Source organism: Escherichia sp. GZ89, from assembly GCF_019366485.1.
GTDB classification, from domain to species: domain Bacteria; phylum Pseudomonadota; class Gammaproteobacteria; order Enterobacterales; family Enterobacteriaceae; genus Escherichia; species Escherichia fergusonii.
This window is the reverse complement of record NZ_JAEOHX010000007.1, coordinates 233,557-254,849: the sequence shown is the minus strand read 5'-3', so window position 1 is coordinate 254,849 and position 21,293 is coordinate 233,557. Positions and strand designations below refer to the sequence as shown.

Annotated in this window: 19 protein-coding genes and 1 tRNA gene; 14 read left to right on the top strand and 6 right to left on the bottom strand. The window is 50.0% G+C overall.

The window, feature by feature from the left end; genetic code table 11:
* Positions 1 to 2: 2 nt before the first annotated feature.
* Both K0335_RS13745 and K0335_RS13740 read left to right on the top strand, forming a co-directional pair.
* Positions 3 to 77 (top strand) — tRNA-Gln (locus tag K0335_RS13745).
* A 122-nt stretch (positions 78 to 199) separates the two neighbouring features.
* A complete protein-coding gene (locus K0335_RS13740) occupies positions 200 to 784 on the top strand; it encodes a hypothetical protein (RefSeq protein WP_104919359.1) in 585 nt (194 codons plus the stop codon).
* Between the two features lie 6 nt (positions 785 to 790).
* On the opposite strand, the gene ubiF is transcribed toward K0335_RS13740, so the two are convergent.
* Entirely contained in the window at positions 791 to 1,966 is a 1,176-nt protein-coding gene (gene ubiF / locus K0335_RS13735; protein WP_000184587.1) for a 3-demethoxyubiquinol 3-hydroxylase, read from the bottom strand.
* 145 nt (positions 1,967 to 2,111) lie between these two features.
* Between ubiF and miaB the strand changes: the two genes are divergently transcribed.
* The 5 genes from miaB (at position 2,112) to lnt (ending at position 7,724) form a co-directional block, all read left to right on the top strand.
* Positions 2,112 to 3,536, top strand: coding sequence for a tRNA (N6-isopentenyl adenosine(37)-C2)-methylthiotransferase MiaB (gene miaB, locus K0335_RS13730; protein ID WP_000162740.1), 1,425 nt, complete (start codon positions 2,112 to 2,114; stop codon positions 3,534 to 3,536).
* A 152-nt stretch (positions 3,537 to 3,688) separates the two neighbouring features.
* The gene (locus K0335_RS13725) at positions 3,689 to 4,729 is read left to right on the top strand and encodes a PhoH family protein (protein WP_001018040.1); all 1,041 of its coding nucleotides are present in this window, start codon (positions 3,689 to 3,691) and stop codon (positions 4,727 to 4,729) included.
* Complete coding sequence (gene ybeY / locus K0335_RS13720; protein WP_000084469.1) at positions 4,726 to 5,193, top strand: rRNA maturation RNase YbeY; 468 nt, start codon at positions 4,726 to 4,728, stop codon at positions 5,191 to 5,193. Before K0335_RS13725 ends, ybeY begins: the two co-directional genes overlap by 4 nt.
* 89 nt (positions 5,194 to 5,282) lie before the next feature.
* Positions 5,283 to 6,161: a CNNM family magnesium/cobalt transport protein CorC gene (gene corC, locus K0335_RS13715; protein ID WP_001278605.1), complete on the top strand. Its 879-nt coding sequence runs from the start codon at positions 5,283 to 5,285 to the stop codon at positions 6,159 to 6,161.
* 24 nt (positions 6,162 to 6,185) lie between these two features.
* Entirely contained in the window at positions 6,186 to 7,724 is a 1,539-nt protein-coding gene (gene lnt / locus K0335_RS13710; protein ID WP_046080548.1) for an apolipoprotein N-acyltransferase, read from the top strand.
* Between the two features lie 131 nt (positions 7,725 to 7,855).
* On the opposite strand, the gene K0335_RS13705 is transcribed toward lnt, so the two are convergent.
* A complete protein-coding gene (locus K0335_RS13705; RefSeq protein ID WP_104919358.1) occupies positions 7,856 to 9,733 on the bottom strand; it encodes a rhomboid family intramembrane serine protease in 1,878 nt (625 codons plus the stop codon).
* A gap of 455 nt (positions 9,734 to 10,188) precedes the next feature.
* Between K0335_RS13705 and gltI the strand changes: the two genes are divergently transcribed.
* The 6 genes from gltI to hscC all read left to right on the top strand — a co-directional run bounded on the left by gltI (position 10,189) and on the right by hscC (position 16,213).
* A complete protein-coding gene (gene gltI / locus K0335_RS13700) occupies positions 10,189 to 11,097 on the top strand; it encodes a glutamate/aspartate ABC transporter substrate-binding protein GltI (RefSeq protein WP_001177085.1) in 909 nt (302 codons plus the stop codon).
* 169 nt (positions 11,098 to 11,266) lie between these two features.
* Positions 11,267 to 12,007: a glutamate/aspartate ABC transporter permease GltJ gene (gene gltJ, locus K0335_RS13695; protein WP_000020941.1), complete on the top strand. Its 741-nt coding sequence runs from the start codon at positions 11,267 to 11,269 to the stop codon at positions 12,005 to 12,007.
* A complete protein-coding gene (gltK, locus tag K0335_RS13690) occupies positions 12,007 to 12,681 on the top strand; it encodes a glutamate/aspartate ABC transporter permease GltK (protein WP_000272807.1) in 675 nt (224 codons plus the stop codon). The genes gltJ and gltK overlap by 1 nt, the downstream gene beginning before the upstream one ends.
* Positions 12,681 to 13,406: a glutamate/aspartate ABC transporter ATP-binding protein GltL gene (gene gltL / locus K0335_RS13685; protein ID WP_000631384.1), complete on the top strand. Its 726-nt coding sequence runs from the start codon at positions 12,681 to 12,683 to the stop codon at positions 13,404 to 13,406. The genes gltK and gltL overlap by 1 nt, the downstream gene beginning before the upstream one ends.
* Positions 13,407 to 13,523: 117 nt before the next feature.
* Positions 13,524 to 14,459, top strand: a complete 936-nt coding sequence (gene rihA, locus K0335_RS13680) for a pyrimidine-specific ribonucleoside hydrolase RihA (protein ID WP_104919357.1) — start codon at positions 13,524 to 13,526, stop codon at positions 14,457 to 14,459.
* Between the two features lie 83 nt (positions 14,460 to 14,542).
* Positions 14,543 to 16,213, top strand: a complete 1,671-nt coding sequence (hscC, locus tag K0335_RS13675) for a molecular chaperone HscC (RefSeq protein ID WP_089582969.1) — start codon at positions 14,543 to 14,545, stop codon at positions 16,211 to 16,213.
* Between the two features lie 59 nt (positions 16,214 to 16,272).
* Here the strand turns inward: hscC and djlC are convergent, their stop codons facing one another.
* Positions 16,273 to 17,724 (bottom strand): co-chaperone DjlC, encoded by a 1,452-nt coding sequence (gene djlC, locus K0335_RS13670; protein WP_104919356.1) that lies wholly within the window; start codon positions 17,722 to 17,724, stop codon positions 16,273 to 16,275.
* Positions 17,721 to 18,428 carry a DUF1266 domain-containing protein gene (locus K0335_RS13665; protein WP_104919355.1) on the bottom strand — a complete coding sequence of 236 codons (708 nt, stop codon included), beginning with the start codon at positions 18,426 to 18,428 and terminating at the stop codon, positions 17,721 to 17,723. The genes djlC and K0335_RS13665 overlap by 4 nt, the downstream gene beginning before the upstream one ends.
* Positions 18,429 to 18,528: 100 nt before the next feature.
* On the opposite strand from K0335_RS13665, the gene K0335_RS13660 reads away from it, so the two are divergent.
* Positions 18,529 to 19,083 (top strand): tetratricopeptide repeat protein, encoded by a 555-nt coding sequence (locus K0335_RS13660; RefSeq protein ID WP_104919354.1) that lies wholly within the window; start codon positions 18,529 to 18,531, stop codon positions 19,081 to 19,083.
* 9 nt (positions 19,084 to 19,092) lie between these two features.
* Here K0335_RS13660 and K0335_RS13655 read toward each other — a convergent pair whose 3' ends face one another.
* Complete coding sequence (locus K0335_RS13655) at positions 19,093 to 20,520, bottom strand: J domain-containing protein (protein WP_104919353.1); 1,428 nt, start codon at positions 20,518 to 20,520, stop codon at positions 19,093 to 19,095.
* Positions 20,517 to 21,224, bottom strand: a complete 708-nt coding sequence (locus K0335_RS13650; protein WP_000367045.1) for a DUF1266 domain-containing protein — start codon at positions 21,222 to 21,224, stop codon at positions 20,517 to 20,519. The genes K0335_RS13655 and K0335_RS13650 overlap by 4 nt, the downstream gene beginning before the upstream one ends.
* Positions 21,225 to 21,293: the final 69 nt, after the last annotated feature.

The following is a 21,293-nucleotide window of genomic DNA, read 5'->3' as shown; positions in this document are numbered from 1 at the left end:
GTTGGGGTATCGCCAAGCGGTAAGGCACCGGATTCTGATTCCGGCATTCCGAGGTTCGAATCCTCGTACCCCAGCCACATTAAAAAAAGCTCGCTTCGGCGAGCTTTTTGCTTTATGAAATCCGAAAAAATCACCCATACCTAGTGGTCGTTAATGACCAGTGATACATTGCCTGCCTTCATAACAAAAGGATCTTGCAATGAATTATCAGCTATTCTCGCCATTCTTTACCAAAGTCATCATGCTGCTAATTGCATTGCTTTGCATTGTTCTTGCCTCATTTGGTATTTCTGCCCCATTTTTTTACATCGTTTTTATCGGCATCATTTTCCCCGTTGCTATATCAATGCGCATACACCGTCTCAATGAAACAGGAACAGCACTCACACTAACCGAAAGCTCACACTGGATCGTTTACATCCATGGTTTCCCAGCAGAGGAACAACGTGAAGTTTTGAAAAACCCCTGTTTCTGGTCAACAGAAAGGGTGAAACAGTTTTTCGTTCGCGGTCTTGCTGGCAAGGTTATTCTTCAACTTGCCTGCCTTGCACTTCTGGTCAATGAATATTTCCGCTCAACACCCGGCTCCGGGCAAGACTTACTCGCAGCAGGCGTGCTGTTTTTTATTTTGTTTTCGATAAGCAAAAATTTCTGGACGATGTATCTTCTCGCCACAGATAAATGGCAATGCGAATCCCTGACCACCACCAGCGGTAGCCTTTGGTATCAGGGATTTCTGTGTAAAGGAAATAGAAGAGTTACGCTGTTTTCGCGGCTGGTGTAACAGCTACTACAACCCTAACGCATATTTCAGCGCCTGCCGTTTCAATACGCCAGCTCGCTCCGCCGCCATTAACCCGAGATTACGCATAAAACGCAGTGGCGGCAGATTATTGCTGAATCCGGCATAAAACAGATCCATACCGCTTTGCATAATGAAGTTATCCGCCATACGCCGCATCTGGTAACGCTTGAGGACAGGATAACTGGCCCACGCTTCACCGTAGCTGCGGGCATTCACCAGAACGTCAATCAGCGCATCAACATCGCGATAACCGAGGTTAACCCCCTGCCCCGCCAACGGATGAATGGTGTGCGCGGCATCGCCCACCAGCGCAAGCCCTGGTTGCACATACTGCAACGCATGGCGGCGCGTCAGCGGAAACGCACCAGCGGCGAGTGGCATCACGTACCCAAGACGCGACGGGAAATGCTTTGCGATTTCCGCCTGGAGCTGCGCCATATTCATATTCTGCAACTGGCGAATACGCGCTGGTGAGTCGTACCACACCAGCGATGCCCAGTTATCAAACAGCGGCAGAAACGCGCGCGGCCCGTCCGGAGTAAACTGCTGCCAGGTGCTGTCGCCGGGATCATTCTCGCACTGTACGCTAATCAACATACACGACTGCGCATACTGCCAGGCATGAACGCCAATTCCCGCCATTTGCCGCACCTGCGAATTTGCACCGTCAGCGCCAATCACCAGCTTCGCCTGGATCACTTCGCCCCCCTTCAGTTCCAGTTCCTGAAGATCATTATGGCGATGCAGAGCAATCAGTGAGCCTGGCACACGTAACGTTACTTTCGGATGCGCTTCCAGCGCCTGCCACAGCGCCTGTTGCAGGACAGTGTTTTCCACCATATAGCCAAGCAACGGCAGCTTCAATTCGGCTGCATCAAACACCACATGCGCCGTTTCCCACTCCCACGTTTCCAGTCTGCGATAAGGATGGCAACGCATGGCCTGTACCGCGTCCCAGACGCCTAAACCTTTAAGCAATGATACCGAAGCCGCACTAATCGCCGAGATCCGCACATCCGGCTGGCTGTCAGCGACAAACGGCGCAGGTTCTGCGTGCTCGATTACCGTTACCGAAAATCCGTGCTGTGCCAGTCCCAGCGCCAGTGCGCCGCCGACCATTCCTCCGCCGACAATGGCAATTTCCGTTGGTTGATTTGTCATGGTCAATCATCCTGTTAGCAATATGCTTTAAGTTTACAGGATTTTTACCCCCAAGGGCTGATAACGCTCATACTGGTCACAACGGCAGCAAAGCATTACACTATGCGCCCTGCATTCCTGGCTACTATTTCGCAAGAGCAAGTCGATGACCAAAAAACTCCATATTAAAACCTGGGGCTGTCAGATGAACGAGTACGATTCATCGAAGATGGCCGATCTGCTGGATGCCACCCACGGCTATCAACTGACCGACGTGGCGGAAGAAGCGGATGTGCTGCTGCTGAACACCTGCTCAATCCGCGAGAAGGCTCAGGAAAAAGTCTTCCATCAGTTGGGTCGCTGGAAACTGTTAAAAGAGAAGAATCCAGACCTGATTATCGGCGTCGGCGGCTGCGTGGCATCGCAAGAAGGCGAGCACATTCGCCAGCGCGCCCACTATGTTGATATTATTTTTGGGCCGCAAACGCTGCACCGTCTGCCGGAGATGATCAACTCCGTGCGCGGCGACCGCAGCCCGGTTGTAGATATCAGCTTCCCGGAAATCGAGAAGTTTGACCGTCTGCCGGAACCGCGCGCCGAAGGGCCGACCGCGTTTGTCTCCATCATGGAAGGCTGCAATAAATATTGCACCTACTGCGTAGTGCCTTACACCCGTGGTGAAGAGGTAAGCCGTCCGTCCGACGATATTCTGTTTGAGATTGCCCAGCTTGCTGCTCAGGGCGTGCGTGAAGTTAACCTGCTCGGTCAGAACGTGAACGCCTGGCGTGGTGAGAACTACGACGGCACCACCGGATCGTTTGCCGATCTGCTGCGTCTGGTTGCGGCGATCGACGGGATCGATCGTATTCGCTTTACCACCAGCCATCCGATCGAATTCACCGACGATATCATCGAAGTGTACCGCGACACGCCGGAGCTGGTGAGCTTCCTGCATCTGCCGGTTCAGAGCGGTTCCGATCGCATTCTAAACCTGATGGGACGTACCCACACGGCGCTGGAGTACAAAGCGATCATCCGTAAATTGCGTGCGGCGCGTCCTGATATTCAGATCAGTTCTGACTTCATTGTCGGCTTCCCGGGCGAAACCACCGAAGACTTCGAAAAAACGATGAAGCTGATTGCCGACGTCAATTTCGACATGAGCTACAGCTTTATCTTCTCTGCACGTCCGGGTACGCCTGCCGCCGATATGGTTGATGATGTTCCGGAAGAAGAGAAGAAGCAGCGTCTGTATATTCTGCAAGAGCGCATTAATCAGCAAGCGATGGCATGGAGCCGCCGTATGCTCGGCACCACCCAGCGTATTCTGGTAGAAGGTACATCGCGTAAGAGCATCATGGAGCTTTCCGGTCGTACTGAAAATAACCGCGTGGTTAACTTCGAAGGCACACCGGATATGATCGGTAAATTCGTCGATGTAGAAATTACCGACGTCTACCCGAACTCTCTGCGCGGTAAAGTGGTGCGAACTGAAGATGAAATGGGTCTGCGCGTGGCAGAAACACCGGAATCGGTGATTGCCCGTACCCGCAAAGAAAACGACCTTGGCGTGGGTTATTATCAGCCGTAATTCTCAGGCCCGCCGTTCCGGTGGGCCTTGTTTTTTCTCTCTTTATCCCCATCTTTATCGCAATGCTTGCGCCTTTTTCCTGTGGCGTGAATAATTTCCTTATAGGCCGGTGAATGTTCAGCTTCCGGCGGCATACAGATAAGAGGAACGGTTTGAACATAGACACTCGCGAAATCACTCTGGAGCCAGCAGACAACGCACGTCTGTTGAGCCTGTGCGGCCCGTTTGATGACAACATCAAACAACTCGAACGCCGTCTCGGCATCGAAATCAATCGCCGCGATAATCATTTTAAACTGACCGGCCGTCCGATTTGCGTCACCGCTGCGGCAGACATTCTGCGTAGCCTGTATGTCGATACTGCCCCGATGCGCGGTCAGATTCAGGATATCGAGCCGGAACAGATCCACCTTGCGATTAAAGAAGCGCGCGTGCTGGAACAAAGTGCGGAGAGCGTGCCGGAGTATGGCAAAGCGGTCAATATCAAGACCAAACGCGGTGTAATTAAACCGCGCACGCCAAACCAGGCGCAGTACATCGCCAATATTCTCGACCATGATATTACCTTCGGCGTTGGCCCGGCGGGTACGGGTAAAACCTACCTGGCGGTAGCGGCGGCAGTTGATGCTTTGGAGCGTCAGGAAATCCGCCGCATTCTGCTGACTCGTCCGGCAGTAGAAGCCGGTGAGAAGCTGGGCTTCCTGCCTGGCGATTTAAGTCAGAAAGTGGACCCGTATCTGCGCCCGCTGTATGACGCGCTGTTTGAAATGTTGGGCTTTGAGAAAGTCGAGAAGCTGATTGAGCGCAACGTTATTGAAGTCGCACCACTGGCCTATATGCGTGGTCGTACGCTGAACGACGCGTTTATCATTCTTGATGAGAGCCAGAACACCACCATCGAACAGATGAAGATGTTCCTGACTCGTATCGGTTTTAACTCAAAAGCGGTTATTACCGGCGATGTCACGCAGATCGACTTACCGCGTAATACTAAATCAGGTTTACGTCATGCTATCGAAGTGTTAGCCGATGTCGAAGAGATCAGCTTTAACTTCTTCCACAGCGAAGACGTGGTTCGTCACCCGGTGGTAGCGCGTATCGTTAACGCTTATGAAGCCTGGGAAGAAGCCGAACAAAAACGAAAAGCGGCGCTGGCAGCAGAACGCAAGCGCGAAGAACAGGAACAAAAATGAGTCAGGTGATCCTCGATTTACAACTGGCATGTGAAGATAATTCCGGGTTACCGGAAGAGAGCCAGTTTCAGACATGGCTGAATGCGGTGATCCCGCAGTTTCAGGAAGAATCGGAAGTGACGATTCGCGTGGTCGATACCGCCGAAAGCCACAGTCTCAATCTGACCTATCGCGGTAAGGATAAGCCGACCAACGTGCTCTCCTTCCCGTTTGAAGTACCGCCTGGCATGGAGATGTCGCTGCTGGGTGATCTGGTTATCTGCCGTCAGGTCGTTGAGAAGGAAGCACAAGAGCAAGGCAAACCACTGGAAGCGCACTGGGCGCATATGGTGGTGCACGGCAGTCTGCATTTGTTAGGTTACGATCACATCGAAGACGACGAAGCAGAAGAAATGGAAGCCCTCGAAACAGAGATTATGCTTGCTCTGGGCTATGAGGATCCGTACATTGCCGAGAAAGAATAATTTGCCAGGTATTTGACTGGCAGACGTCCCCGCCGTTGGTGATTAACGACGGCGTTTTGATTAACTAACATGAGAACCCATACGACGCCATGAGCGACGACAATTCACACAGTAGTGACACGATAAGCAACAAGAAGGGATTTTTCTCCCTGTTACTCAGCCAACTTTTCCACGGTGAACCGAAAAACCGTGACGAACTGCTGGCGCTGATCCGTGATTCCGGGCAGAACGACCTTATCGACGAAGATACGCGCGATATGCTCGAAGGGGTGATGGACATCGCAGACCAACGCGTTCGCGACATCATGATCCCCCGCTCCCAGATGATTACCCTGAAACGCAACCAGACGCTGGACGAATGCCTTGATGTCATCATCGAGTCCGCCCACTCACGTTTCCCGGTGATTAGCGAAGACAAAGATCACATTGAAGGGATTCTGATGGCGAAAGACTTGCTGCCGTTTATGCGCAGCGATGCTGAAGCCTTCAGCATGGACAAAGTGTTACGTCAGGCGGTTGTCGTTCCTGAAAGTAAGCGCGTAGACCGGATGCTGAAAGAGTTTCGCTCTCAGCGTTACCACATGGCGATCGTCATTGACGAATTCGGTGGGGTTTCCGGTCTGGTGACCATTGAAGATATCCTGGAACTGATTGTTGGTGAGATTGAAGACGAGTATGACGAAGAAGATGATATCGACTTCCGTCAGCTGAGTCGTCATACCTGGACCGTGCGCGCACTGGCTTCCATCGAAGATTTCAACGAAGCCTTCGGCACCCACTTTAGCGATGAAGAAGTCGACACCATCGGCGGTCTGGTGATGCAGGCATTTGGGCATCTCCCGGCGCGTGGCGAAACCATCGACATCGACGGTTACCAGTTCAAAGTGGCGATGGCCGACAGTCGGCGTATTATTCAGGTTCATGTCAAAATCCCGGATGACTCACCCCAGCCAAAGCTGGATGAATAAAACCGAAACTGGATAGATAACTACATGGCTTTTGCCTCATTAATTGAACGCCAGCGCATTCGCCTGCTGCTGGCGTTATTATTCGGTGCCTGCGGAACGCTGGCCTTCTCTCCTTACGATGTCTGGCCTGCGGCGATTATTTCGCTGATGGGACTTCAGGCGCTCACCTTTAACCGCCGTCCACTCCAGTCTGCCGCTATTGGCTTTTGCTGGGGATTTGGCCTGTTTGGCAGCGGTATTAACTGGGTCTATGTCAGCATCGCGACCTTTGGCGGAATGCCTGGCCCGGTTAACATCTTCCTGGTGGTGCTGCTGGCGGCGTATTTGTCGCTGTATACCGGACTGTTTGCTGGCGTACTGTCGCGTCTGTGGCCGAAAACCACCTGGCTGCGCGTGGCGATTGCCGCCCCTGCTCTCTGGCAAGTGACCGAGTTTCTGCGCGGTTGGGTGCTGACTGGCTTCCCGTGGTTACAGTTCGGCTATAGCCAGATTGATGGCCCGTTAAAAGGGCTGGCACCGATAATGGGCGTGGAAGCCATTAACTTCCTGCTAATGATGGTTAGCGGCCTGCTGGCACTGGCGTTAACCAAACGCAACTGGCGTCCGCTGGTGGTGGCCGTCGTGCTGTTCGCCCTTCCCTTCCCGCTGCGTTACATCCAGTGGTTTACCCCGCAACCGGAGAAAACCATTCAGGTTTCGATGGTTCAGGGCGATATTCCGCAATCGCTGAAATGGGACGAAGGACAGCTTCTTAATACGCTGAAGATTTACTACAACGCAACGGCACCGCTGATGGGCAAATCATCGCTGATTATCTGGCCGGAGTCGGCGATAACCGATCTGGAAATTAATCAGCAACCGTTCCTCAAAGCTCTGGACGGTGAGTTGCGCGATAAAGGTAGCTCGCTGGTAACCGGGATTGTCGACGCGCGTCTCAATAAGCAGAACCGCTACGATACCTACAACACCATCATCACGCTGGGTAAAGGTGCACCGTACAGCTATGAATCGACCGATCGCTATAACAAAAACCATTTGGTGCCGTTTGGCGAGTTTGTCCCGCTGGAGTCGATTCTGCGTCCGTTAGCACCGTTCTTTGATCTGCCGATGTCGTCGTTCAGCCGTGGACCATATATCCAACCACCGCTGTCGGTAAATGGTATTGAGCTTACTGCGGCTATTTGCTACGAGATCATTCTCGGCGAGCAAGTGCGCGATAACTTCCGCCCGGATACCGACTATCTGCTGACTATCTCCAACGATGCGTGGTTTGGTAAGTCTATTGGCCCATGGCAGCACTTTCAGATGGCGCGAATGCGTGCGCTGGAGCTGGCGCGCCCGCTGCTGCGTAGCACCAATAATGGCATCACGGCGGTGATTGGTCCGCAGGGTGAGATTCAGGCGATGATCCCGCAATTCACCCGCGAGGTGTTGACCACTAATGTGACGCCGACTACCGGACTCACACCGTACGCACGTACCGGCAACTGGCCGCTGTGGGTACTGACGGCACTGTTTGGTTTTGCCGCTGTGCTGATGAGTCTGCGAGCACGTCAACGTTAATGTGATTGATGCACTGGCCTGCAAAATCGCATCATTTTTGCTGGCCAGATAAACCGTTCACACCGCATCCGGTATCAACAAAACGTACCTTCTCATTGAGCTGTGGGGCGTGATTATCATGCCCCTTTTTTTTACGGTTCAGGGATACAAGCCACATCGCCATATTGGGGATGCCGAATAATTGCCTGCGGATCAAGCGAGCGCGTCCTGTCCATTTGGATTAACCCGTTCTTCGCCATAACAAATATCTTTCTACCATCCGCTGAAAAACGAAGATGATTAACGTAGCTGGCAGGATAAACGCCAATAATCTGCCCGGCATTAATATTGAGCAGGATGACATAACCTTGCAGGCCATATGACACCAACGCTAAATACTGACCGTCCGGGCTAATACCCTCAACAGAATAAACGCTCCTGCTACACCATTGCGTCATAATGCTGGCTTGTTGATCCCCTGTGCTTATACGTGAAATCCCCTGACTATCGGCAAAAATAACCTCACCATTTTTTGGTCGGAATCCCATCGCAGAAACGACACCACGCGCATCACCTGCGGGAAAATCTTCTTTCTGATGCGTGATGGTATTGATCCGCACGATGTTACCTCTGCCTGCTCCCGAAACCAGTAATGTTTTTTCATCCGGGGAAAGTGCCATAACCCAGGCGCCTGGTTTACCGCTCGTCCCCGTCCCGTCGTATTTCTCCAGTGGGATATCCGCCACATGCTGATAAGTCACCAGATCAATCGCTGACACACTATTACTGGTGCGATTCATCACCCAGGCTTTTGTGCCATCACGCGAGAGGATAAGGCTGTCAGGATGTGCGCCGGTGGTAATCGACTGAATAATCTCCCCCGTCGCCACATTAATGACCGATAACGCATTCGCTTCAAATGAAGTCGCATAAATCAACTTTTCATCCTGGCTTAATGCCAGCGATCTGACGCCCTGATCTTTACAGCCACCACAATGTTTGACTGACTTTTCTTTCGCTATGGGCGCTGTAAAGGTATGCAGGATTTTCTTTTGTCCGAGGTCGAAAACAACAATACTGTTCGTGTTTTCAATTGCGGCATATAACGTATTACCATCCCGACTGATCGCCATATCATGGATATCGGCAATCTCAGCGAGCAAATCACCACTGGCCTGTTCACGACTTACCGGAGCAGGTAATGTTTCCCTGAGGGCGTTGCGTTCCTCCGCTAACTGCTGCTTTTTATGCCGTCGCTCTTGTTCAATCGCCTGCGGATAAAACTCTTCACGCAGGCTTTGCCTGACCTGCAAAACTGATTCATCAATCTGCTGCTGCACAAGCCAGATGGCTCCGGTCAGTAGAAGACTACCCGCAACAATAATCCCGCCTTCCGTAACAAGTCGGTTTTGCCCAGATAAACGCGCACTCAGCCAACCCAACGCTCCACCTGCCATCAGGCCGCCAATGTGGCAAGCGTTATCTATTCCTGCTTGCCGGGCACCATACAACAGTGTCAGCGCCACCATACCCAACAGAGAAAATACTCGCCGCTGGTTTTTATGGTGTGTACCCGCACCTGAAGAAAGCTGTGTTGCTATCGCAGCGCCAGCTATTCCCATAATTGCCCCGGATGCCCCAACGCTGATGACTATCTGCTCACTTTCGCGTAACGCATAACAGGCGCTGATGAGCCCACCAAAGATGCCGGAGAATAACCAGTTAATCAGGAGTCGCCCTTTCCCCAGTATCCGTTCCGCCACTGTCCCCACCACCAGGAGTGCAAACATATTCATCAGCAAATGGGAAAAACTACTGTGCAGAAAAACACTGCTCAATAAGCGCCAGGGTTCACCCGACAACGTGAGAGAGGCAACGTTAGCGCCAAGATGGATGAGTGCGGATTGATCGACTTCTTCATAACTCATCCATTGTGCGAGGTAACAAAATATCCCAACACATAGCGCAAAAAGGATCAGGGTTATTGCGGGTAATTGAACATTTAACGGCTTAACCGAAGATGCAGACATAAGGTGATTCTTCCTTGAAAAGACAGGTAAATAAGCATTTTTCCCGTGTGCAGTTATCATCCCGGCAAACGTCCCATACCGAAAAGTTAACTCTGTCCGAAATATGACTTTTTCAGCCTGAAATTACAATCGTAATTAATTCACCCCTAAGTATTTTTTGGCATGTAAGTTGCTTTATTTACTGTGTAAGCAATGAAATCAGCCGCAACGCAACCGGGTTGCACCAACACAAATCAGCGGTAGCACCAAAAAGGTGCGGTTTAAGAATTTTGCTTCGGAATGGTGCGGCGCATCTCGCAAAAACAAACAATAAAACATCAATATCTTTACATTTAGCCAAACTAAATGTTACCTAACAAACACAACACTGCACAATAAAGTTGCAGATGATAACAACACAAACACTCACAACGGGTATCCATGCGTTCTTAACGCAGAAGATAAAGGAGTTGGATATGCAATTACGTAAACCTGCCACAGCAATCCTGGCCCTGGCGCTTTCCGCAGGCCTGGCACAGGCAGATGACGCCGCCCCGGCAGCGGGCAGTACGCTGGACAAAATCGCCAAAAACGGTGTGATTGTCGTCGGTCACCGTGAATCTTCAGTACCTTTCTCTTATTACGACAATCAGCAAAAAGTGGTGGGTTACTCGCAGGATTACTCCAACGCCATTGTTGAAGCAGTGAAAAAGAAACTCAACAAACCGGACTTGCAGGTGAAACTGATTCCGATCACCTCACAAAACCGTATTCCTCTGCTGCAAAACGGCACTTTCGATTTTGAATGTGGTTCTACCACCAACAACGTCGAACGCCAAAAACAGGCGGCTTTCTCTGACACTATTTTCGTGGTCGGTACGCGCCTGCTGACCAAAAAGGGCGGCGATATCAAAGATTTTGCCGACCTGAAAGGCAAAGCCGTAGTCGTTACTTCCGGCACTACCTCTGAAGTTTTGCTCAACAAACTGAATGAAGAGCAAAAAATGAATATGCGCATCATCAGCGCCAAAGATCACGGTGACTCTTTCCGCACCCTGGAAAGCGGTCGTGCCGTTGCCTTTATGATGGATGACGCTCTGTTAGCCGGTGAGCGAGCGAAAGCGAAGAAACCAGACAACTGGGAAATCGTCGGCAAGCCGCAGTCTCAGGAAGCCTACGGTTGCATGTTGCGTAAAGACGATCCGCAGTTCAAAAAGCTGATGGATGACACTATCGCTCAGGTGCAGACCTCCGGTGAAGCGGAAAAATGGTTTGATAAGTGGTTCAAAAATCCAATTCCGCCGAAAAACCTGAACATGAATTTCGAACTGTCGGACGAAATGAAAGCACTGTTCAAAGAACCGAATGACAAGGCACTGAACTAATTACAAGAACCAGGGGCGGAAATTCCAGCCCTCTCGATTGTTACGTAGCACGGACAGACTATACGCCTGATGGTCGTTCCCCATCGGGCCTGAAAACCGCAATACGCTGGGTAACAATCTTCGAGGGTAGCAGTTAACGCTGCTACCCTCTTTTTTCTGGAGTAGATTTATGTCTATAGACTGGAACTGGGGTATTTTTTTACAACAAGCCCCGTTCGGCAACACCACCTATCTTGGTTGGATCTGGAGTGGTTTTCAGGTGACGATCGCTTTGTCGATCTGCGCCTGGATTATCGCTTTCCTCGTCGGTTCATTTTTCGGCATTTTACGTACCGTTCCAAACCGTTTTCTCTCCGGTCTGGGTACGTTGTATGTCGAACTGTTCCGCAACGTGCCGTTGATTGTGCAATTCTTTACCTGGTATCTGGTTATCCCTGAACTGTTGCCGGAAAAAATCGGCATGTGGTTTAAGGCAGAACTAGACCCAAATATTCAGTTTTTCCTCTCCTCCATGCTCTGTCTGGGACTGTTTACTGCAGCTCGTGTTTGCGAACAAGTACGCGCCGCGATTCAGTCGTTGCCGCGTGGGCAAAAGAATGCCGCGCTGGCGATGGGTCTGACGCTACCGCAGGCTTACCGCTACGTACTGTTGCCTAACGCTTATCGCGTTATCGTCCCGCCAATGACCTCTGAGATGATGAACCTGGTGAAAAACTCCGCCATCGCCTCAACCATCGGTCTGGTGGATATGGCGGCGCAGGCCGGTAAATTGCTCGATTACTCGGCCCACGCCTGGGAGTCATTTACCGCCATTACGTTGGCGTATGTGTTGATTAACGCTTTTATCATGCTGGTGATGACGCTGGTTGAACGTAAAGTTCGCCTGCCCGGCAACATGGGGGGCAAATAATGTACGAGTTTGACTGGAGTTCCATTGTTCCTTCCCTGCCATATCTGCTCGACGGGCTGGTGATCACCCTGAAAATCACCATCACGGCGGTGGTCATTGGTATTTTGTGGGGTACGATGCTGGCAGTGATGCGCTTGTCCAGCTTTGCGCCAATTGCCTGGTTTGCCAAAGCCTACGTTAACGTGTTCCGTTCGATCCCGTTAGTCATGGTTTTGCTATGGTTTTACCTGATTGTGCCGGGTTTTCTGCAAAACGTGCTGGGATTATCGCCAAAAAATGATATCCGTTTAATTTCGGCGATGGTGGCGTTTTCGATGTTTGAAGCGGCCTACTATTCAGAGATTATCCGTGCCGGTATTCAAAGTATTTCCCGTGGGCAGTCGAGCGCCGCGCTGGCGTTGGGGATGACTCACTGGCAGTCGATGAAACTGATTATTCTGCCGCAGGCGTTCCGCGCGATGGTGCCGCTGCTGCTCACTCAGGGCATCGTACTGTTCCAGGATACCTCGCTGGTGTATGTGTTATCTCTGGCCGATTTCTTCCGTACCGCCTCAACCATTGGTGAGCGTGATGGTACGCAGGTCGAGATGATCCTGTTTGCCGGGTTTGTTTATTTCGTTATTAGCCTTAGCGCATCGTTGTTGGTCAGCTACTTGAAAAGAAGGACAGCATAATGATTACCCTGAAAAATGTTTCAAAATGGTATGGTCACTTTCAGGTGCTGACCGACTGCTCAACCGAAGTGAAAAAAGGTGAAGTAGTGGTGGTTTGCGGCCCGTCTGGTTCCGGCAAATCAACGCTGATTAAAACCGTCAACGGCCTCGAACCGGTGCAGCAAGGTGAAATTACCGTCGATGGTATCGTGGTTAACGATAAGAAAACCGATCTGGCAAAGCTGCGTTCCCGCGTCGGGATGGTGTTCCAGCATTTCGAGCTGTTCCCTCATTTGTCGATTATTGAAAACCTGACCCTGGCGCAGGTGAAAGTGCTTAAACGCGATAAAGCGCCCGCTCGTGAAAAAGCCCTGAAATTACTGGAGCGCGTAGGTCTTTCCGCACATGCCAATAAATTTCCAGCGCAGCTTTCCGGCGGTCAACAGCAGCGTGTGGCGATCGCTCGCGCATTGTGCATGGACCCTATTGCGATGCTGTTCGACGAACCGACATCAGCGCTGGATCCGGAGATGATCAACGAAGTGCTGGACGTGATGGTCGAACTGGCGAACGAAGGAATGACCATGATGGTGGTGACCCACGAAATGGGCTTTGCCCGTAAAGTGGCGAATCGGGTGATCTTTATGGACGAGGGTAAAATTGTCGAAGACTCGCCGAAAGACGCTTTCTTCGATGATCCGAAATCGGACCGCGCAAAAGACTTCCTCGCGAAAATCCTGCATTAATCACTCTGGCGCGCATACCCAAGTGCGCGCCATCTCACGCTTTCTCGTTTCGGCCCTCGTATCTGTTACATCCTGGCGTTACCCTTGTCGCAAAGAAGCACACAACAAGGAGCAACAATGGCACTGCCGATTCTGTTAGATTGCGACCCAGGTCATGACGACGCTATCGCAATAGTTCTCGCCCTCGCCTCACCAGAGCTTGATGTCAAAGCAATTACGTCTTCCGCCGGAAACCAGACACCAGAAAAAACCTTACGCAATGTTCTGCGTATGCTGACCTTGCTTAATCGCACCGATATTCCGGTAGCAGGCGGCGCGGTAAAACCATTAATGCGTGATTTGATTATCGCGGACAATGTGCACGGCGAAAGCGGTCTCGACGGCCCGGCATTACCGGAACCAACGTTCGCACCGCAAAACTGCACGGCGGTGGAGCTGATGGCGAAAACGCTGCGTGAAAGTGATGAACCCGTCACGATTGTTTCTACCGGACCGCAAACTAACGTTGCCTTGCTGCTCAATAGCCATCCGGAATTGCATAGCAAAATCGCCCGAATCGTGATTATGGGCGGCGCAATGGGGCTTGGTAACTGGACGCCAGCGGCAGAATTTAATATTTACGTTGACCCGGAAGCGGCAGAAATTGTCTTCCAGTCAGGGATCCCGGTGGTGATGGCCGGTCTGGATGTTACCCACAAAGCACAAATCCACGTTGAGGACACCGAGCGTTTCCGCACCATTGGTAACCCGGTTTCTACCATTGTTGCCGAACTGCTGGATTTCTTCCTCGAATATCACAAAGACGAAAAATGGGGCTTTGTGGGCGCACCGCTGCATGACCCATGCACCATCGCCTGGCTGTTGAAACCAGAGTTGTTTACCACTGTTGAGCGCTGGGTTGGCGTGGAAACACAGGGGAAATATACTCAGGGCATGACGGTTGTGGATTATTATTATCTGACGAATAATAAACCGAATGCCACTGTAATGGTCGATGTTGATCGTCAGGGCTTTGTTGATTTACTGGCTGAGCGTCTGAAATTTTACGCTTAACACACCACATTGATTAAGATCACCACGCGTTCACAGGGTGGTCTTAATCTGTTTATCTCTTTTTCTTTCAAGATATAAATGCAATGGATAATGCAGAACTCGCCATTGGTATCGATCTCGGTACTACCAATAGTTTAATTGCCGTCTGGAAAGACGGTGCCGCGCAATTAATTCCAAATAAGTTCGGTGAATATTTAACACCATCCATAATTAGCATGGATGAAAATAATCATATTTTAGTCGGAAAACCCGCTGTATCACGGCGCACTTCGCATCCGGATAAAACGGCAGCGTTATTTAAACGTGCAATGGGCAGTAATACCAACTGGCGGTTAGGCAGCGACACATTTAACGCGCCAGAACTGTCCTCTTTGGTATTACGCTCATTAAAAGAAGATGCCGAAGAATTTCTGCAACGTCCGATTAAAGATGTGGTGATCTCCGTTCCGGCTTATTTCAGCGATGAACAACGCAAGCATACCCGTTTAGCAGCGGAGTTAGCCGGGTTAAATGCGGTACGCTTAATTAATGAACCCACAGCAGCTGCGATGGCATATGGCCTGCATACGCAACAAAATACCCGCTCGCTGGTTTTTGATCTCGGTGGCGGCACGTTTGACGTCACGGTGCTCGAATACGCCACGCCGGTGATTGAAGTTCACGCCTCCGCTGGCGACAACTTTCTTGGCGGCGAAGATTTTACTCATATGCTGGTGGATGAAGTTTTAAAACGCGCCGCAGTGGCTAAAAACATGCTCAACGAAAGTGAGCTGGCAGCCCTGTACACCAGCGTGGAAGCGGCAAAATGCAGCAATCAATTACCGCTGCAAATTAGCTGGCAGTATCAGGAAGAAACGCGTGAGTGCGAATTTTACGAGAACGAACTGGAAGATTTGTGGTTGCCGCTGCTCAATCGCTTGCGAGTGCCGATTGAACAGGCGTTGCGCGATGCACGTCTGAAGCCAAGTCAAATCGACAGTCTGGTGCTGGTTGGCGGCGCATCACAAATGCCGCTGGTGCAGCGAATCGCCGTGCGTCTGTTTGGCAAATTACCGTATCAAAGTTACGACCCGAGTACTATTGTCGCGCTGGGCGCAGCGATCCAGGCCGCCTGCCGCTTACGCAGCGAAGACATTGAAGAAGTGATCCTCACCGATATTTGCCCCTACTCCTTAGGTGTTGAAGTTAACCGCCAGGGCGTTTCCGGCATTTTCTCACCGATTATTGAACGAAACACCACTGTACCGGTGTCGCGTGTAGAAACTTACTCGACCATGCACCCGGAACAGGATTCAATTACGGTTAACGTCTATCAGGGAGAAAACCACAAAGTTAAAAATAACATTCTGGTAGAATCCTTCGATGTGCCGTTGAAGAAAACCGGGGCTTATCAGTCGATTGATATTCGCTTTAGTTATGATATCAACGGGTTGCTTGAAGTTGACGTGCTTCTGGAAGACGGCAGCGTTAAGTCCAGAGTCATTAACCACAGTCCTGTAACATTGAGCGCACAGCAGATTGAAGAGAGTCGGACGCGGTTATCCGCATTGAAAATTTATCCGCGCGATATGCTCATCAACCGCACCTTTAAGGCCAAACTGGAAGAGTTGTGGGCGCGGGCGCTGGGTGACGAGCGAGAAGAGATCGGCCGGGTGATCACCGATTTTGATGCGGCGTTGCAGTCAAACGATATGGCCCGCGTCGATGAAGTTCGGCGACGGGCGAGCGATTATTTGGCTATTGAGATCCCTTAAACACGGCTGCCGGATGCGGCATAAACGCTGCATCCGGCATCGGCGCAAAAAACACATCCTCAGCTAAACAACATCGCGATTTTTCCGAGAGCATAACCTATCACCAGCACCGTTAAGCTGATTTTGATAATGCTGGTAATGCTCTGTGGTTTTTCATCCTCATCATTTTTTTCTTCGTGGTTTTCAGGTGTTGGCTCATCGACATCTTCATCCTCCGGCTCGAGTTTCACTTTCGTCAACAGCATCCGCGTGATAATGGCCTCTAATGGATGAGCATCTCCACCTTCCAGCCTTGTATTAAGACGGGCCAGCATCTCTTGTTTCGGGAACGCTTCCAGCACAACCTGTTCCGCTACACGATACAAATCCAGTAACGGTGAATCTTGTTCTGTCTCGCTACCGACTCTCGATTTCCACCATGCCCATGCTTTGCGCTTGAAGAATAACGACTCAATAAACGATTGACCTAACGGCGATAATTTTCCGTTATGTAAAATTTCCGCCCATAACAGACTCGTCCGGGCGCTCTCACCAGGAACATATTTCAGCGGCTTGCCTTGCGCATCAACCATGCTTCGCGCTTCGATAACCATCACTAACAGCGCGAAGTAATCCGGGCAATGACGCTTGCTCCACTGCAACAACAAATTATCAGCTTGTGTAGATGGGTAACTCTCCCGGTATGCGCAGAGATCGGCAAGCAGGCTTTCCCCCTCGCCACAGTACAACCGTTGCGCACACTGGTAATAACGGGCATCTTCGCTTTCTGGATTTTCTGCTTGCCACTGTTGGGCAACAGGAATAAGTTCCGCCATACCTGTTTTCACCGAGCTGTACCAGCGCAACAGTTTGCGATGTAACTTGACATCATCAGGAATGAACCACGGACCTTCCATTGCCATAAACACAGTGACATAGTCAGGATGGTAACGGCAGCAGCGTTCCAGCGCGAAGTAATACTCAACAGTCTGGTTCTGCAACGCGACGGGATATTCCAGAAGGCTAAGGAAATCGAAACAATCACCAGCCTGAATGGCCTCAAGAAAAGCCTCCCTTTCTTCCTCATCCATTCCTTCGCTGTCATTAAACGAATGCCAGTTCAAACGCTCTGCCAGCAAAGAAGCACAATTTAATGAAAGATATCGCGCTTCTATAGCGATTGCACACAGCGGCCAGCGTAATTGATCGACAACCTCCATGTTCCAGGTATTTAATTGCTGAATAAATTTCTGCCAGGCGGAGGGCTGAAAACGATCACTTTCAGAATCCAGTAATACCCTGAATGCACGTAGTATTTCATGTTCAGCGGCGGCATCTTTTTCTTCATCATCTGCTTCCTCGACAGGATTTACCGCCAGTCGCAGCGCCTCTTCATAGGCCTGGCGTAAAGCTTTAAACCCCTGCGGATCGGTTTCGGGATGACACAACGGTAAGCGAGCAAGATAAGCCTGGCGGATAATGTCTATTTGCGTCGTGCTTTCGATTTCGAGGATTTGCCAACATGTTTTCATAGGTCGCTCACATCCTTAAGCGTTGCCGGGCATTCAAGCTGGGCAGTTAATGGCCGCCAGGGAAGCGTGGCATAGAAACGATCGCTTCCCGCAGCCAACTCTTCGAACATCCGACTCCCTGCGCTATCGTATTTGTACAGGGTCAGCGCCTCGCGTAGCGAAGCGTTGTCTTCACACTGAGAAGATTGCCAGTAGAGACGTCCTAACGAATAAGCGGAAAAATAGTGAATCCAGCTGTGATAGTAATGGTGAGCTCGTACATAAACGCGCGATTGCAGCCATAAACTCTCTTCTTCCGTCAGCCAATTGTTGAGCACACCGACCCGTGACAGAAACCCCATTCGAACATAATCCCAGGCTTTGATTCCCCCTTCCCCACAACACATAGCGGTTTGCGCAACAAATTGGGTATAAATCAGCCCTCTATCAGAGCCACCAGCAATTAATGCTTTCCACTCTTCAGGTGAAGATCGATGCCATGCCAGATATAACCCAGCTAAATCATTTGCGTGACCATCATCGGTCATTTGGTAAATAGTCTGAATTAAATCATCACGATTATTTATTCCCCAGGATGATGACAGATCAAATTCTTTTATTCCGGTATACATTTTTGGCGAGTCATGTGCAGGCTTGCATCCCTGATTAAGAATTTCCATTGGCGTAGAAAGCGCGAATAGAAGGCGTTGTTCTTCCTTATCCATTTATTCACAATCCTTTAAGTACATTAACTGACTACTTTTTTATTATCGATGAGTATAAACTTGACGTTTTCAAAATAAAAGAAAATCAAAGTATTCATACATGAATAAAAAATTAATTTATATATTCGCAATATTTATAGTTGCGGCAATTACCTGTATTAGCCAACCCAAGAAAACGACATTGCGTGATAAAACCATGGCGAATTATGTCTTTGATTATTTAAGCTCACCGGGCAACCTTCCATTCACCACGGCAGCAACGGAGCTTTCCGCGATTCATGGTCACTCAACGTCGCAATATCTCCTTGGCGAATTTTATCTTCATGGTAGCGGCGGTAAACCGCTGGATTATACACAGGCGAGGTACTGGTATGAGCAATCAGCGGAACAGGAAAATCCACGAGCGCAAAGTAAACTAGGATGGATCTACCTGAAAGGTTTGGGAGTCAATCCCGATACCCGTAAAGCAATTCTCTGGTATAAGGAAGCAGCTGAACAAGGGCATGTTCATGCACAATACACGTTGGGTTTGATCTACAGAAACGGTACGGGCATTAGCACCAACAATTATGAAGCTCGCAAATGGTTAAAACTGGCGGCAGAGCAACATTATAAAAATGCGGAAAGATTACTTGCTGAGCTTCCCGCACATTAACGTCGACTTTCACCCGAACAGATGGAGTATTTTCCCTATCAAACCAGCAAAGATAAAAATATAGAAAATAATTTTAATGATGCCCAGACAGCCCGGCCCACCATCGTCAACGGGCATTGGCTGCGGTTGCGGCTCCGGCTCGACGGTTTGTTGCCCGGCAAAATTCGCCGACTGAATTAATAATCGTCGAATTATTAATGCTTCCAGAGGACAACGATCTTCTGCATCAAGGCGGGCGACGATCGGCATTAATGATTCTTCTGTAGGTTGGCTGGCCTGCACTAATTGTTTAGCAACTAAATATAATGGCCATAAGGGATGCTGTGTATCACGCGTGAGTGAGATTCGCGGCTTACGCCCTTTGTGCAAAACCATCTCAACCAGAGAACGCCCCAGCGCAGAGAGTTTTTCATCACTGAGTATTTCGTATAAATGAAAACGCGTACGAGCGCTGTCACCAGGGACATAAAGTAGCGGTTTTCCCTGATCGTTAACCAGATCACGCGCTTCAATCATCATCACGACTAACGGGTAATAATCGACCCGATGCTGACGGCACCATTGCAACATTAATACATCTGCCTGGGTCGAGGGAGACTCGCGCCAGAAGTCACAAAGTTCTGCCAGCAAGCTTTCGCCTTCTCCACAATAGACGCGTTGCGCGTATTCATAATAACGCGCATCTTCATTATCAGGTTCAGTTTCCCGCCATGACCGGGCGTAGTCCAGGAGTTCGGGTATTCCCAGACGGACTGCGCTATACCAGCACAGTAAATTTCTGTGCAGTTTTACATCATCGGGGATAATTACCGCACGATGTTGCGATAAATACAATGTCAGCCATTCTGGATGCGACGACCAAATCCGCGCGAACATTTGGTAAAAATCAATGGTGTCATTTTGCATGGCGACGGGCAGATGCAGAATGGTCTGGAAGTTAAAAACATTTCCCTTCGCAATAGCATATAAAAAGGACTCCAGCTCTTCTTCGTCTATTTCCCCAGTACTTTCCTCCTGCAACCACCGCAATCTTTCTGCTAATAACACCACGCACTCGAAGGATAAATGGACAGTGTTCATAGCTATTGTGCACAGCGGCCAGCGTAATTCATCAATCTCTTCCATCGAGCAATAATTTAATTGCTGAATGAATCGCTGCCAAGCAGAGGGCAGAAAACGTTCGCTATCAGAGGAGAGTAACGCACGGAAGGCGAGCAGAATTTCATGTTCTGCAACTTCATGTTCTTCTGGTTGCCAAACAGATTTAGCAGGCGACTGCGCAATCCGTAGCGCGTCCTCATACGCCTGACGAAGTTGTTTAAAACCCTGCGGATCGGTTTCTGGATGAAAGGACGGTAACAGCGCCAGATAAGCGCGGCGGATAATATCGACGTCAGTCGTTTCCTCTATGCCGAGGATATTCCAGCAATTTTTCATAGGTCGCTCATATCCTTAAGCGTTTCCGGGCATGTGGGGTAGTCAGCCAGTGGTTGCCAGGGTAAGGTCACGTAATATGCATCGTCACTGGCAAATAATTGATAAAACATATCATTGCCGGAATCGTCGTATTCTTTACGCGCTAAGAATTCACGTAATAAAGGCAGATTATCATCCTCGGGAGACTGCCAGTATTGTCGCCCAAAAATATATGCTGCGAAATATTGCCGCCAGTTGGCGTAATAGTTTATTGCTCGCAGGTGAATACGCGACTGGATCCACAGGCTTTCTTCTTCGCTGAGCCAGTTATTAAGTACGCCCATCCGGCTTAAAAAACCCATACGGACATAATCCCAGGCTTTTATACCGCCTTCGCCACAACATTCGGCAGTGCTGGCGACAAACTGCGCGTAAGCCTGGCCTGACTCATTTAACTCACTGGTATAGTTACGCCATTCACATGGTGAATAACGAAACCAGCGGTGATAAAAACCAGCCAACCGCGCAGCATGACCGTTATCGATCATTCGGTGAATTGTGCGCAGCAGGTCATCACGGTCATCAATTCCCCAGGAGGAAGAAAGGTCAAAAAAGCGTGTACCTAAATACATTTTGGGCGATGAATGCGAAGGTAAACAGCATTCATTGCGTATTTCCATCGGAGTGGAAAGTGCAAACAATATTTTTTGCGATTCCATGTCCATATAATCCATCCTTAAATATTCATTTAATGAATATAAACTACATTGCGAGGCTCATTTATTTATACTTTT

Bases quoted from the DNA above. Each gene is read 5' to 3' on its own strand.
- lnt (WP_046080548.1), top strand. From the start codon at position 6,186: ATGGCTTTTGCCTCATTAATTGAACGCCAGCGCATTCGCCTGCTGCTG.
- K0335_RS13740 (WP_104919359.1), top strand. From the start codon at position 200: ATGAATTATCAGCTATTCTCGCCATTCTTTACCAAAGTCATCATGCTG.
- K0335_RS13705 (WP_104919358.1), bottom strand. From the start codon at position 9,733: ATGTCTGCATCTTCGGTTAAGCCGTTAAATGTTCAATTACCCGCAATA.
- corC (WP_001278605.1), top strand. From the start codon at position 5,283: ATGAGCGACGACAATTCACACAGTAGTGACACGATAAGCAACAAGAAG.
- gltL (WP_000631384.1), top strand. From the start codon at position 12,681: ATGATTACCCTGAAAAATGTTTCAAAATGGTATGGTCACTTTCAGGTG.
- K0335_RS13650 (WP_000367045.1), bottom strand. From the start codon at position 21,224: ATGGACATGGAATCGCAAAAAATATTGTTTGCACTTTCCACTCCGATG.
- gltI (WP_001177085.1), top strand. From the start codon at position 10,189: ATGCAATTACGTAAACCTGCCACAGCAATCCTGGCCCTGGCGCTTTCC.
- ybeY (WP_000084469.1), top strand. From the start codon at position 4,726: ATGAGTCAGGTGATCCTCGATTTACAACTGGCATGTGAAGATAATTCC.
- hscC (WP_089582969.1), top strand. From the start codon at position 14,543: ATGGATAATGCAGAACTCGCCATTGGTATCGATCTCGGTACTACCAAT.
- djlC (WP_104919356.1), bottom strand. From the start codon at position 17,724: ATGAAAACATGTTGGCAAATCCTCGAAATCGAAAGCACGACGCAAATA.
- ubiF (WP_000184587.1), bottom strand. From the start codon at position 1,966: ATGACAAATCAACCAACGGAAATTGCCATTGTCGGCGGAGGAATGGTC.
- K0335_RS13655 (WP_104919353.1), bottom strand. From the start codon at position 20,520: ATGAAAAATTGCTGGAATATCCTCGGCATAGAGGAAACGACTGACGTC.
- K0335_RS13660 (WP_104919354.1), top strand. From the start codon at position 18,529: ATGAATAAAAAATTAATTTATATATTCGCAATATTTATAGTTGCGGCA.
- miaB (WP_000162740.1), top strand. From the start codon at position 2,112: ATGACCAAAAAACTCCATATTAAAACCTGGGGCTGTCAGATGAACGAG.
- gltK (WP_000272807.1), top strand. From the start codon at position 12,007: ATGTACGAGTTTGACTGGAGTTCCATTGTTCCTTCCCTGCCATATCTG.
- K0335_RS13665 (WP_104919355.1), bottom strand. From the start codon at position 18,428: ATGGATAAGGAAGAACAACGCCTTCTATTCGCGCTTTCTACGCCAATG.
- rihA (WP_104919357.1), top strand. From the start codon at position 13,524: ATGGCACTGCCGATTCTGTTAGATTGCGACCCAGGTCATGACGACGCT.
- gltJ (WP_000020941.1), top strand. From the start codon at position 11,267: ATGTCTATAGACTGGAACTGGGGTATTTTTTTACAACAAGCCCCGTTC.